The following is a 13038-nucleotide window of genomic DNA, read 5'->3' on the forward strand; positions in this document are numbered from 1 at the left end:
TACGCTATGATTTGATTATTCGGATGCAGGCACATATGCCCTTATATCAATACCAAGTCCTGCTGCGACTCTTGAGCCGTATTCCGCGTCGGCGCGGAAGAAATTGCATACGGCACGGAGCTGAATCCGCTCGTTCGTTTGGGACAGGTCCCGGACCAAATTGCGAATCAAATGATCCTTCTCTTCGCCTGTGTAAGTGCGGTACCGCTCGCCGGCTTGCGTGAAATCATCGGTCTTCTCGGGGGCGTGACGTCCGGCCGATCCCGTCAGCTCATCGCTTGATTCCCGGTATTCAGGCGCTTCCTTCCCGCTCTCCGTTTGGCTGTTCGGCTCGTAATTGACCGGCGACGGGTCCTGCTTCATAGCCATGGCGCCGTCCCGCTGATGATTTCGTACCGGAGCGTATGGGCAGTTGATCGGAAGCTGCAAATAGTTCGCTCCGAGCCGGTAACGCTGCGTATCCGGATAAGAGAACAGCCGGCCCTGCAGCAGCTTGTCTTCGGAAGGCTCGATCCCGGGCACCAAGGAGCTTGGCGAGAACGCGGATTGCTCGACCTCAGCGAAGAAATTATCCGGATTGCGGTTCAGGATCATCGTGCCGACAAGCATCAGCGGATAACGGTCCTCCGGCCAGAGCTTGGTCGCATCGAGCGGATCGAAGCTCAACCGGTCCAGGTCACCGAGCGGCAGCATTTGAACGTACAGCTCCCACTGCGGGAACTTGCCTTTCCGGATATGCTCATGAAGATCCTTGGTTGCGTGATTGAAATCGACTCCCTGAACCGCGGCGACTTCCTCAGCCGAGAAGTTGACAACACCTTGAAGCGACTTCCAATGATATTTCACGTAGGTGACCTGGCCCTCGGCATTGACCCACTTGAAGGCGTGAACGCTGAAGCCGTCCATTTGACGGTAATTCGCCGGGGTCCCGTTGTCCGAGAACAGCCAGGTAAGCATATGCATCGATTCCGGCGACAGCGTCATGAAATCCCAGTAACGGGAAGGCTCCTGTATGTTCGTATCCGGCGCCGGCTTCAAGGAATGCACCATATCGGGGAATTTGATCGCATCGCGGATAAAGAAGACGGGCAGATGGTTGCCGACGATGTCGTAATTGCCTTCCTGCGTATAAAATTTCACCGCAAAGCCGCGCGGATCGCGGGCCGTCTCCGGCGAGCCGGCTCCATGGATCACCGTCGAGAAGCGAACGAAGACAGGCGTTTCAAGACCGGGCTCCTGCAGAAAATGCGCCCGGGTGTAGTCCTTCATGCTGGCCTCTGTCCGGAAGACGCCGTGTACGCCTGCGCCGCGGGCATGAACGACCCTCTCCGGAATGCGTTCGCGGTCGAAGTGAGCCAGCTTCTCCAGCAGATGATAGTCCTCGAGCAGCGTCGGGCCGCGGCTCCCCGCCGTTCGCGAATGTTGGTTGTCTGCTACGGGAGCGCCCTGGTTCGTCGTTAAATGTTCATTCATGGCGTGATCAACTCCTGATTTAGTTTTAGACTTAATATAATTTATGAATTGATCTTACCATACCGTTTCTTACCTCTACATGAAGGTTGCATGAGGGTTAAATGAAGATCCCATGAAGATTGGAGTCGGCATCCAACGGAGCCATCCATGAATAAGAAGCCCCATCTATTGGGAACATAAAGTCTAAAATTGTCCAGCTTGGAGAAGATGCGCATGAAATGGTTCACGAAGCAGCGGGAGAACCCGTCACAACCGATCCCGCCTGCTCCGAACAGCGGGACCTGCCCGTCGGCGGAGACGTCCGCCGATCGGTTCGGCTGGTTTCAGTGGGCAGCCCCAGCGGTTGGAGGACCTCCTCTGTTATGACGTGCGACCCGTTTATCGTATCCATTTGGGCGACCAGCATGTTCATTAAAGCCTGCGTTCTGCTTTATACGGTCGTTCTGATCGCCCACCAGGCTCCTGAAGCTGAAAGATCACAAGCCGCTTACGTTCTCCCCCGATGATGATACAACTGGCATTGTCCTTGCATCTATCGGATAGCACTAGCGATCTGCACAAATTCATTCAAGCCACATGGCCTACATTCGATCTTTTCGTCGAGGCGCTGCCTGCGGTTTACATGCTCTCCAACGGGATAAAGCATAAGCATGCCCGCACCTCTAAGCTATAAAGCCAAGGTGCTCCTATGATGTATTTACGGACCCGCACGTGCTTTTCCAACGAAACGACGTTATACTTTCCTCCAGCTCGACGGAAGCGCCTCCCCCGGTATTTGAAAATAAAGTGACAATACTGGACTGATTCGTTCACAGCGATAAGGGGTGCCAAAACACGTCTCGTCCTTACCATGAAATGTTGCCACAGGTTGGCGCCCAAATCAGCAAGTCGCGCCGCAGCTTTCGCTTTGAACTCACTCGGTACGAGGGTCTACCCGATAAAAGAAACGGGCACCGTTATGGTTAGCGGTGCCTGTTTTTTTCAGAATTCAAGTTTTCGCTTTCGATACAATTCTCGTGTAAGCATTTCAAAGTTCATTAACCTTTAACAGAACCGATCGCAACGCCGCCCATAATTTTTTTGGAGAAAATTGAAAATACGATGATGATTGGAACAACAGACAGAGTAACGCCCAAATAAAGAAGCCCGTAATCCGTGCCATAATAACTCTGAACTAGAGATACTATTACTGGCAGCGGAAATTTGTCTTCGGAAAATAACAGAACTAATGGGCCCATAAAATTGTTCCATGAACCGATGAAAGAGAATATTCCCAATGCCGATAGGGCTGGCAAAAGCATTGGCAGTATAATCCTATTGTACATCCTAAATTCACCTGCGCCGTCCATTCGCCCCGATTCCAAAATTTCGTTTGGTATACTACTGTCGATAAATTGCTTAAGGAAAAAAACAGTAAACGCACTTGAAGCCGCAGGCAATATGATAGCAGCATACGAATCCAATAAACCTAAGGTATTCATCCAACGATAGCTTCCGATTAAGGATAATTGACCAGGAACCATCATTGTGGCTAGAAGAAAAGTAAATATTTTCTTGTTACCTTTGAAATTAAATTTTGAAAAGCCATAGCCTGTTAATGCACCGAAATACAAGTTCAAGAAAGTAGAGGAAACCGAGATAATTATACTGTTTATGAAGCCTCGCCCAATATTGACGTTCTTCATCATTCTTACAAAATTATCGATCAAAGAAGTGCCTGGCAAATAGATAAATTTTGCTGCGATTTCATCATTACTATGAGTGGAGTAAATTAACATCAAGTAAAAAGGGATTATGCATAAAAGAGCTAATGATATTAAAAAAAAATAAATCAAAAAATGGCTAAACAAATGCTTAGAATTATGTTTTTGATATTGTAATGCAATTTTCAGTTTGCTTTCTTTTACAGAAGCGTACATACCTCTTTTCACCTCGAATCTTCTTTAATTTTTCCATTTGTAAGACGGAATGAAATGATGGAAAGGATGATAATGATTATAAACAAGCAGAATGCTATTGATGCCCCATAACCGAATTTATTTTGTTTGAAAGCGGTAACATATAAATACATTACACTGGTTAGCGTAGCATTGTCGGGTCCACCGGCACCATTAGTTAGCGTATAAGGCTGGTCAAAGATTTGAACCCCTCCAATGAGGGAAGTAATGATTTGGAATATAATAATCGGTTTAAGCAAAGGAATGGTGATTCTAAAGAAGATTTGTGTCTTATTTGCACCATCAATCTGAGCCGCTTCGGAATAGTCGGAAGAAACTCCCTGCAGCCCGGCAATATAAAGAAGCATGGAATAACCAAAATATTGGAAAAATAAAATGATTGAAATTAAAAATCTCATAAAAACCGGGTTGTTCTTCCAGTCTACCGGATCTTTTATAAGGCCGAAGCTCGTAAGCATGTGGTTTACGCTTCCCGATTGCCAATCAAACATCAGACTGACCAATAGACCTATTGAAGCTGCTGTAACGATATTTGGAAAGAAAAAGATACCCCGAAAAAAATCTTTCCCTTTAAGGAATTTCTCATTTAATATAACCGCCAAAACTAGGCTAACCGTCAACTGCGGAATCACGGATGGAATCCAAATCATAAAGGTATTGAATAAGGATTGGTAAAATACAGAATCCATTAATGCACGTGTATAATTAGCAGTACCAATAAATTCAGGGGGATTCATGCCGTCACTATTTGTAAAGCTTAAATAAAAAGAGTAAAGGATTGGATAAATGTGAAACATCAGAAAGAGAATTAAGAATGGAGCAATAAATAAATATCCATAATTGTCTTTTCGAATTGGATTAGAAAACATAATCAGCACACCACCTTTAAAGGCAGACCCGGTTTTACCCGGGTCTGCCAAAATAAATTTTAGTCTACGTTCAACTCTGGGAAGTCATGCTTAACATCCTTTTTAAATCTAACGATCAGCTCATCTCTTGTTTTAATGTCACCCTTCATGTAGAGCAGTACATCTTTTCCGAAGATGGTGTCAATGTCGCCATCATATTTGGATCTGGTCACACTTGGAACCTTATCCCCTTCAACATTAAAGAACTCGAAATACTTTTGGCCGCCTATGAAGTCATCCTTTACTTCAGGCGCTAATGCTGTATTTACCTCTTTATTACTTGTGAAATAGGTCTGCTCTTTACCCAATTGCTTTAAGAAATCCTGGTCGAAGGAGTAGAAATTGATAAATTTCCACGCTGCATCTTGATTTTTGCTTTTGTTATAAATACCGTAGAATGTTCCTCCTCCATAGAAGGCACCCGGCCCATGAGCCAATCCCCATTGCCCTGAAGTTTTAGGAGCATTTTTCTTTAATACATACTGCAAATACCAAGTAGGGCCAGGATAAAACATGACTTCACCGTTTTGCATGGTAGCATACTCTGCAGGACTACCGGACTCTAGTTTTGCAGCGATATTGGTATCATACGCTTTTTTGCCCACATCCAAACCGTTTAAACGAGCTTGATCGATGATTAATTTTCCATCCTTAACCCATGGCTCTTTCACACTTCCATTATTTACCGACATAATAGCATTCCAGTGCGCAAATGCATGGATCTTTCCATTACTTTCTTGTGCCACTTTTTGTCCGAGCTGCATTACCTTATCCCAAGACGAAATGGCCTCACTCACTTTATCTGGATCATCTGTGCCTATATATTGTTTAGCAAGATCTCGACGATAATAAAATCCGCCAGGTGTACCCTGATATCCAATCGCTTTGATATTGCCTTTAGAATCTTTTTCGGTCGCTTGAATGTAAGGATACTGCTTAGTAATAAGATCTTTCGCATTAAATTGTGCTAAATCCGTTAAAGCCGGGTTATCAATAAATTTACGTACAAATCCATTCTCCATCGCAAAAACGTCCGGTGCCTGTGCCCCGGTTTGGAGTGCAGAATTCAATTTGGTCTGGTATTGATCTCCCGCAATATAAACAAAATTCACTTTAGTATCAGGGTATTTTTCTTGAAACTTCTGAATAGCATACTTAGCTTCATCAGTAAAACTCCAAACGGTAATTTCTTTAGTAGCACTACTTTTCCCCTTAGCACTATCTGCCGATTGATTAGTTGCCGTTGTGGAAGAGCATCCAGATAACATGGCGGCTAAACCGAGAAAACCAATCAAAAAAGAAGAAGCAATTTGTTTGCGCATAAAGGACTACACCATCCTTTAAAATTTTTAATTAAACTAGTTAAAAACCGCTTACTAAAGGAAAGTAACCGCTTACAAAAAATGTCGAATGTTTCTGTCAAATTTCTCCGACTAAGTCATATTACCATTTATTGTTGACTTTTTTGAGTTTCCCCACCCACCTTTCCTTTTTCTAACACTAATCACTAATCATTTAATTATGTATTCGAATTTTTCGGAAATGTACGTGCGTACATTTTGGAAAGCGGTGATGAAGCGATTCATTCGTTTGCGAAGCACTTATGTACGCGCGTACATTTCACTTACATTCCTAATTTTGCCATAGAAGTAAAAAAAGATCAACTTCAAATTTATGACACTCTAAAAAGGATGACTCTATTCATGTTGGCCTTATACGCTTTAGTAATCTTGATAATTCTAAGTGGAAATGTTGTTTAACGACCAAGCTTAGGTTTTATTTTTAAACATAGTTCTTTAGCTCTTCAAATCAAAAATTCGTTCCCTCGTCTGTCCCCTTAAATGATAAGAAGCGTGCAGGCTAACTCGCCGCACGCTTGATCTTATCATCTAGATAACCTCAGAACCACATCCGTACAAAAATCTTTTATATTACCGGCCTGCCGTTAAAATTCCTAAACACCGGCCGAAAACAAACGTCTTGTGATGATTATGATTATCAAAATGAAGATCAAGTCAATAACGATAGCTAGCGGAGAGAATACATGCCCTCCCACGAATATCCCCACATAGGCCTCCAGCCGTTATCCATATCCGCCGAACGGATGGAACAAGGTACCGAGAAGTACGCCGGTCCAGCTTGGATCCGTCTAGGATAATGCACTCATACACCAAAACGCTCGAGAGGCCCCGGTGAAAGGGGGCTGTCTCTTGCGTTATATTATTAGAAATCCCTATGGCTGAGGCCGCTTTTTTCCGCTCCTCGCCAAAGCCAGAACGAGAGGGAAAATACAAGCGCTGATGGCCGCAAGAACATAGAGGCAGAGGATATAGGAATCCATGTAGTTTTGAGCATTGGCTTGCCGTACGCTGTTCTCATACAGTTGCTTCGCCGGAGCTAGGAACGAGGCCGGGCGACATTCCGGCTCTACGGAGGCCGGGTCGTTCTCGCGTACAAGAACCGGGTAACACGTTTGAAACGCCTGAATTAATGCATCGTTTTGCCCCATAGTGACTGTATTTGACGGCAAGCTTTGACGAAGCTGCAGCCCGACTTCACGGCTTACCGTGTCCGCATGATAATTCAAGGCGTTCAGCCAGATCACGCCGATAACGGCGATTCCAATAGCGTAAGCGACCTGCATGCCGGTCGTCAGGATACCGGAAGCGGAACCGATATCGTCCTTGCGGATTTTGGCCAACACGATGTTAGTTAACGGGGAAGCGATTAAGCCTTGGCCGAAACCGAGCACAGCCAGGACAGGCAGCCATTCGTAGCCGATCAGAGACGTTCCCGTAAGATGAGCGAAGAGTGCGAGCGATAAATAGCCGAGAAAAGTCAAAATGGAGCCGATCGTCAGAACATGAGGTCCGAATCTGGAGACGGCTTTGGAAGACCACAGCGAAGCAAGGAAATAACCGATTCCCATCGGCAAAATAACGGTCCCCGCCTTGAGTGCCGTAAAGCCTAGACCGATCTGCAGCAGATAGGCGGTCACAAGGAAGAAAGCAGCCTGCGCGCATAAAAGCAGGAACACGATCAGCATCCCCAAACTGAATACCCGCTGCCGGAACAGATCCACGTTCATGAAGGGTTCGCGGCTTCGGCGGATCAACCCTTTTTCAAACCAGACGAAGGTGGCGAGGGCGGGAAGCGCCAGGATTAAGCTGACAATAAGGGAAATCGGCCAACCGTCTTTTTGCCCCTGTACTAGAGGGTAGACTAGAAGTAATAATCCGGCAGCGACCAGCACGGCGCCGAACCAATCGAGCTTGGAGCCGGCGGACTGTTTCGACTCCCCGATCAGCGGAATCAGAGCCAGGATGACGATGCCGATCGGCACGCTGAAGAAAAATACGGTTCTCCAGTCAAGTCCCCACGGATCGATGCGCAAGAGCAGGCCTCCGATCATTTGTCCGCTGGAGGCCGCGATTCCCTGAGTCGCTCCGTACATCCCGAAGACAGCGCCGCGCTTTTCCGGAGGATAGTTCACCTGTATGAGCGACAGCACCTGCGGGGTAATCAATGCGGCGCTTAGACCCTGAAGAATACGGGCCATCACAAGGAACTCCACACCGGGCGCCAAGCCGCAGAACAGCGAAGCCAAGGTAAAGCCGGCTACCCCGAGCAGCAGCATCTTTTTCCGACCGAACCTGTCACCGAAGCGGCCTCCGATGATAAGGGCTACGGCGTAAGCCAGCGTATAGCCGGTGATAACGAATTGAACGCCGGAAAAGCTGGACTGAAGCCCCCGCTGAATGGCGGGCGTGGCCACATTGACGATAAAATTATTCGCCACCGCCATAAACACCGACAGCATCATGACGGCTAGCATTACCCCGGGCCTCCGGCGCGGTTCCTCTGCTGCGGCCCGCGGGCCGAGCGGTACAGATTTTGCAGTTAGTGCCATACTCCACCTTCTCCTTGTTCCCCTCGGTTTCTACCGACGGCCTGGCGGGCCGATTGACACCGGAAGGGAAAATTATATAAAATGGGGGAGACAGTTCTGTCTCCTTATATGCGAATATGATACAGACAGATCTGTCTCATGTCAACGATTATTTTACACAAATATGGAATGGGATGATCGATTTGGAAAAGAAGGAATCGGCGAAAGAACGTATTCTGCGCGTGGCGACGGACTTGTTTTACCGGGAAGGGGTGCGGGCGGTCGGCATCGACCGGATTATTCTCGAATCGGGTGTGGCGAAAGCCAGCTTCTACCGTAATTTCGCAACTAAAGACGACCTTGTCGTCGCTTACCTGGAGCAGCGGCACAGCATCAGCATGGCCAGAATCGATGAAGCGGAGCGCCGATATCCTGATTCGCCTGCCGATCAGCTTCTGTTCTTATTCGAAAGCTTGGCGAACCGATTGGATGACCCGGATTTTCGCGGCTGCCCGTTTATGAATACTTCCGTGGAATTTCCCGACAGCGATCATCCCGGTCACCGCAAGTCCGCCGAGCTGCGCCAGCAGCAGTGGGACCGAGTCACGCAAATTGCAGAGCGGGCGGGCGCAAAGGATCCGAACGAGCTGTCCGTGCAGCTTAGGATGATGTACAGTGGTGCCATGATGATCGGTTACGTGAATAAATCCGACTTCCGTCGCGAGTATTTGTTAAACGCCGTCCGGACGCTGATCAAGAAGCAGCTGGACTAAATTTGGGTGTCTTCCGTGAAACACCAATAAAATAAATTAACCCTCTGATTCCCAGAGGGTTATTTACTGAGTAAAGGCAACTAAGTTGTCATTGGAATCGGCCAATACTTTTGGAAAGAAAATTTACACGTTAATGGAGTATAAATATTTACTTATTGCCTCAAACGGTAACCCGCTCCCCAAATGGTCTCGATATAGGCCGGCTTCGCCGGGTCCGTCTCGATTTTTTCCCGCAGCTTGCGAATGTGAACGGTCACCGTCTGGGTATCTCCGACTGAATCCCAGCCCCACAATTTTTCAAACAGATGGTCCTTGCTGAATACCCGGTTCGGGTTCGTCGCCAAATAATACAATAAATCGAATTCCCTGTTCGTCAGAATGACTTCCTTGCCGTCCACATGAACCGTCCGCGCGTCATGATCGAGCGTAAGTCCACGGATAGCGACAATGTCCTTGGATTCCTTGCTTGTCATGAGCCTCTCGTACCGGGCCAAGTGCGCTTTGACCCTTGCCACCAACTCCAGCGGCTTGAAAGGCTTCGTAATATAATCGTCAGCTCCCAGCCCGAGACCGCGGATAATGTCGATATCCTCTTTCTTGGCGGTGACCATAAGAATCGGAATATCGCGCTTCTCCCGAATTTGCCGGCAGATGTCAAACCCGCTCACGTGCGGGAGCATCAGATCCAAAATGATGAGATCGTATTCGCCCTGGAGCCCCATCTCCAGTCCTCTCTCGCCGTCCGAAGCAATATCGACCTGGTAGCCGTTTGTTACCAGGTAGTCCCTCTCCAGCTCGGCTATGACCTGCTCGTCTTCGATTATTAGAATGCTGCTCATCGATCATCACCGTCTCTAATTGTACTTGATGGGCAGGGAAATCGCGATGCGCGTTCCTACCCCTTTCACGCTTTGCGCCTGAATGGCGCCTCCGTGGCCGTCCATGATCTGCTTGGCGATTGCTAGCCCCAGGCCGCTCCCGCCCGTGTGCGTGTTCCTCGATTGCTCGGCGCGGTAGAATCGCTCGAAGATATGCGGAACCGCGTCCGCATCGATGCCTTGGCCGTTGTCCGCGAGCTCCACGATGACCGAGTTCGCCGTCTCGTAGCCCTTTAAGCGGATAACGGGCTCCGCTTTATCCATATATTTTACACAATTGTCCACGATGTTGGAAAATACCCTTTTCAGCTTATCCCTGTCGATGGCCACTTGTGTTGTTTGCTGCGATTGGATATCCAAGTGGAACCCTATGCCCCGCTTCTCCAGATCGAACTGCAGCTCCTCCGCCCAATCCTGCAGGAAGGCCCGGAACGGCACGGTCTCGAACTGAAAAGGAAGCCGCTTCAGATCCAACTTGGAATAGAGGAACAATTCGTCGATCAAATGGTCCATCTCTTCCGCCTTGGAAGAGATCGTCCGGATATATTTGCCGATTTTCTCCGGCGTATCGGCGATGCCGTCTTCGATCCCGTCGACATAGCCCCGGATCGCGGTCAGAGGCGTCTTGAGATCATGCGAGATGTTCGATATCAGTTCTTTCCGGTTGTGCTCGTATTCCTGAAGCTGCTTGCGCATTTCTTCAAAAGCAAAGCCCAGCTGCCCGATCTCGTCCTTGCCCGTCACCTGGACGCTGGAGTCGAGATCTCCCGTCTTGATCCGCGTGACCGCCCTTTTCAAAAGCAATAGCGGCCGGATGATGCTCTTGGACATCAAATACGTCAATACCGTATGCGTAAGGACGAGAACAACAATCATGGAGATGAACAGCATGGGGAAAAATTTAAGTGCAAAATCCGCGAACGGGTTGATTTTGTTCACTACAAGAATAGTCCCGGGATGCTTATCGGGATACGTGAAGAAGATCGGATCCACGGAATACAGCTGCTGCTTGTACCGAAAGGTATGATCCTGCTCCTTATAACTGCCGCGTTCGAAAGAGGGCAGCGCCTCCAGCAGCTCCGCCGCGTTCACCGACGCGGATGCATACGTGTCGGCCCCATCCTTCCGGATGACAAGCCCCGAGCCGCTAAGCTCCAGCTCATGGCTGACGTCGTCCAGGTACCCTGTATCCCCCAGCAGCGCAGGATTGGTTTGGGCCGTTCGTTTGATCTCCTTGCTCAGTCGATCGATCCGATGATCGTCCAGCGGGTATACCTGAGACTTATAGTCGTTGCGTATGTTTTGCAGATCGCCGCGGAAGACGACGGCCAGCAGGGCCGAGATCAGCATGATGAGCACGAGCGGCACGACCAGCATCGCGGCATAGGATAACAGCAGCTTTCGACGTATTGACATGCACATCTCTCCGATGCTTAAACTTCTTTTCGATTAAACATAAAATACCCGAGCGAAAAAAACAAGATGCTGCTCGAAATCAGAAAAAGGGTTGCCGTGACGAGCTTGCCTGCGGATACGGAGCTGCTGATCCACAGCAGGTGCCAATCCGTATAAGAAGCCGGCGAGAAGGCCGCAGCCGAGCGGAGAAAGAACGGCGCGAGCTTCGCCGCGGCGTACAGTCCGACCGAGAAAGCCAGCGCGCCGCTTGCGCTTCCGAAGAACTGGGCGACAAAGACGAACAACGCCGCCAAGGCCGTCATGGAGAGGAACGAGGCCAGGTACGTTTTGATCATATCCATGATCTGGAAGCTTCCACCCGCACCCAGAAACAGGCTGCAGATGACCGTGACCGTTCCCAGAACGAAAAGCAGCGCAGCGATGGCGATAGCAAGCGCCGCAGACTTCGCCGCGAATACGCCGAACCGGGTGCTCGGTCTAAGAAGCGACAGCTTCAGCGTTCTCGCCGATATTTCGTGAGGAAACAAATCCGCCGCGGTCAGGAAAATGAATAACGGAATCCAGACCATCGTATAGAGCCCAAGCATATCGATAGGAAACGACCGGCTTACGCCGATGAGTCCGAGATAGGGCTGCAGCGAATGCAGCGATAAAGCCAGCAGGATCGGAATCAGCGTCGATAGAGCGAAGAATACGACTGTTTTTCTCCGATAGACCAGCAAATGCATTTCATTTAACAGTCCAGCTTTGAAGCTAAGCACTATGCGCCGCCTCCCTTGCCTGCTGCAGCTCCTGAATGTAAAACTGTTCAAGCGATTGATTGTGCTTCAGCAGCTCCGTTACGCGCCCTTCCGTCCGCAGTTTGCCTTCAAAAATGACCCCTACCCGATTGCAAAGCTGCTCCAGCTCATGAATCATGTGGCTCGAAATGATAAAGGTGGTTCCAAGCTCCTCCGAGCAGCGTTGGACCAGGCTGCGGAACATGACGGTGCCTTCGATGTCCAGGCCGTTCGTCGGCTCATCGAGGATGACGAGCTCCGGCTCCGGCAGGATCGCGGCGGCAAGCGCTAGCTTCTGCTTCATGCCTGTGGAATAATTTTTAATCTTGTCTTTTCGCACGGCGTACAAGCCGACACTCTCCAGCACTTCGTCCATTCGCTTCTTGGTGATGTGCGGATAATAGCGGGCCACGCAGGTCAAATATTGGGACGCATTGAGAAAATCATGGAAATCGGCGGATTCGATCATGCAGCCGACGCGCCGCATCCCTAGCTCGAACTGCTCGCGGATATCGGATCCGAATAGCGACACGGTCCCTTGGTCCGGCCGGATGAGTCCGGTCATCAGCTTCAAAATCGTCGTCTTCCCGGCCCCATTCGGTCCGAGTAACCCATAGATGTCTCCGGCGCCGATCTCCAGACGAATATCGCGGATTCCTCTTTGGTTCCGGTACTGCTTGGAAAGTCCTTGAATCGATACAATTGGGTTCATCCCGTGCGGCCCCCCTCCTAGAATAAACGGCTACGCCGTCCTTGTCTTACAAGGACCGGCGCGTTTACCAAGGTTGATGCGAAGCTATAAGCTACGAAATCTTATAAATTCTTATCAACCCAGGATAAACCGCTACGCCGTCCTTGTCTTACAAGGACCGGCGTATTTACCAAGGTTGATGCGAAGCTATAAGCTACGAAATCTTATAAATTCTTATCAACCCGGGATAAACCGCTACGCCGTCCTTGTCTT

Annotated in this window: 11 protein-coding genes; 2 read left to right on the forward strand and 9 right to left on the reverse strand. The window is 48.9% G+C overall.

Translation table 11 applies throughout. The annotated features are described in order from the left end of the window. Window positions 1-15 precede the first annotated feature (15 nt). On the reverse strand, window positions 16-1473 hold the full coding sequence (locus tag O9H85_RS07215; protein WP_269880633.1) for a catalase: 1458 nt from the start codon (window positions 1471-1473) through the stop codon (window positions 16-18). Window positions 1474-1691: 218 nt separating this feature from the next. Here O9H85_RS07215 and O9H85_RS07220 point away from each other — a divergent pair, with 218 nt between their 5' ends. After that, window positions 1692-1979 (forward strand): hypothetical protein, encoded by a 288-nt coding sequence (locus tag O9H85_RS07220; RefSeq protein WP_269880634.1) that lies wholly within the window; start codon window positions 1692-1694, stop codon window positions 1977-1979. A 531-nt stretch (window positions 1980-2510) separates the two neighbouring features. On the opposite strand, the gene O9H85_RS07225 is transcribed toward O9H85_RS07220, so the two are convergent. The 4 genes from O9H85_RS07225 to O9H85_RS07240 all read right to left on the reverse strand — a co-directional run bounded on the left by O9H85_RS07225 (window position 2511) and on the right by O9H85_RS07240 (window position 8249). Next, window positions 2511-3392 carry a carbohydrate ABC transporter permease gene (locus O9H85_RS07225; RefSeq protein WP_269880635.1) on the reverse strand — a complete coding sequence of 294 codons (882 nt, stop codon included), beginning with the start codon at window positions 3390-3392 and terminating at the stop codon, window positions 2511-2513. 8 nt (window positions 3393-3400) lie between these two features. Further along, complete coding sequence (locus O9H85_RS07230; protein WP_269880636.1) at window positions 3401-4300, reverse strand: carbohydrate ABC transporter permease; 900 nt, start codon at window positions 4298-4300, stop codon at window positions 3401-3403. 59 nt (window positions 4301-4359) lie between these two features. Further along, a complete protein-coding gene (locus tag O9H85_RS07235; RefSeq protein ID WP_269880637.1) occupies window positions 4360-5661 on the reverse strand; it encodes an ABC transporter substrate-binding protein in 1302 nt (433 codons plus the stop codon). A 911-nt stretch (window positions 5662-6572) separates the two neighbouring features. Further along, window positions 6573-8249 (reverse strand): MFS transporter, encoded by a 1677-nt coding sequence (locus tag O9H85_RS07240; RefSeq protein WP_269880638.1) that lies wholly within the window; start codon window positions 8247-8249, stop codon window positions 6573-6575. A 182-nt stretch (window positions 8250-8431) separates the two neighbouring features. Between O9H85_RS07240 and O9H85_RS07245 the strand changes: the two genes are divergently transcribed. Next, window positions 8432-9001: a TetR/AcrR family transcriptional regulator gene (locus tag O9H85_RS07245; RefSeq protein WP_269880639.1), complete on the forward strand. Its 570-nt coding sequence runs from the start codon at window positions 8432-8434 to the stop codon at window positions 8999-9001. A 152-nt stretch (window positions 9002-9153) separates the two neighbouring features. On the opposite strand, the gene O9H85_RS07250 is transcribed toward O9H85_RS07245, so the two are convergent. From O9H85_RS07250 to O9H85_RS07265, 4 genes are read right to left on the reverse strand one after another with little or no spacing between them, the layout of a single operon-like run. Then, window positions 9154-9840: a response regulator transcription factor gene (locus O9H85_RS07250; protein WP_269880640.1), complete on the reverse strand. Its 687-nt coding sequence runs from the start codon at window positions 9838-9840 to the stop codon at window positions 9154-9156. Window positions 9841-9855: 15 nt separating this feature from the next. After that, window positions 9856-11295, reverse strand: a complete 1440-nt coding sequence (locus tag O9H85_RS07255) for a sensor histidine kinase (protein WP_269880642.1) — start codon at window positions 11293-11295, stop codon at window positions 9856-9858. A gap of 17 nt (window positions 11296-11312) precedes the next feature. Further along, window positions 11313-12056, reverse strand: coding sequence for an ABC transporter permease subunit (locus O9H85_RS07260; protein WP_269880643.1), 744 nt, complete (start codon window positions 12054-12056; stop codon window positions 11313-11315). After that, entirely contained in the window at window positions 12049-12786 is a 738-nt protein-coding gene (locus tag O9H85_RS07265) for an ABC transporter ATP-binding protein (protein ID WP_269880644.1), read from the reverse strand. Before O9H85_RS07265 ends, O9H85_RS07260 begins: the two co-directional genes overlap by 8 nt. Between the last annotated feature and the right edge of the window lie 252 nt (window positions 12787-13038).

Origin of the sequence: Paenibacillus gyeongsangnamensis (assembly GCF_027533625.1) — a bacterium.
Classification (GTDB): Bacteria; Bacillota; Bacilli; order Paenibacillales; family NBRC-103111; genus Paenibacillus_G; species Paenibacillus_G gyeongsangnamensis.

Excerpts from the sequence above, each read along its gene's own strand:
- O9H85_RS07250 (WP_269880640.1), bottom strand. The coding sequence starts at position 9,840 with ATGAGCAGCATTCTAATAATCGAAGACGAGCAGGTCATAGCCGAGCTG.
- O9H85_RS07230 (WP_269880636.1), bottom strand. The coding sequence starts at position 4,300 with ATGTTTTCTAATCCAATTCGAAAAGACAATTATGGATATTTATTTATT.
- O9H85_RS07235 (WP_269880637.1), bottom strand. The coding sequence starts at position 5,661 with ATGCGCAAACAAATTGCTTCTTCTTTTTTGATTGGTTTTCTCGGTTTA.
- O9H85_RS07240 (WP_269880638.1), bottom strand. The coding sequence starts at position 8,249 with ATGGCACTAACTGCAAAATCTGTACCGCTCGGCCCGCGGGCCGCAGCA.
- O9H85_RS07255 (WP_269880642.1), bottom strand. The coding sequence starts at position 11,295 with ATGTCAATACGTCGAAAGCTGCTGTTATCCTATGCCGCGATGCTGGTC.
- O9H85_RS07220 (WP_269880634.1), top strand. The coding sequence starts at position 1,692 with ATGGTTCACGAAGCAGCGGGAGAACCCGTCACAACCGATCCCGCCTGC.
- O9H85_RS07215 (WP_269880633.1), bottom strand. The coding sequence starts at position 1,473 with ATGAATGAACATTTAACGACGAACCAGGGCGCTCCCGTAGCAGACAAC.
- O9H85_RS07265 (WP_269880644.1), bottom strand. The coding sequence starts at position 12,786 with ATGAACCCAATTGTATCGATTCAAGGACTTTCCAAGCAGTACCGGAAC.
- O9H85_RS07225 (WP_269880635.1), bottom strand. The coding sequence starts at position 3,392 with ATGTACGCTTCTGTAAAAGAAAGCAAACTGAAAATTGCATTACAATAT.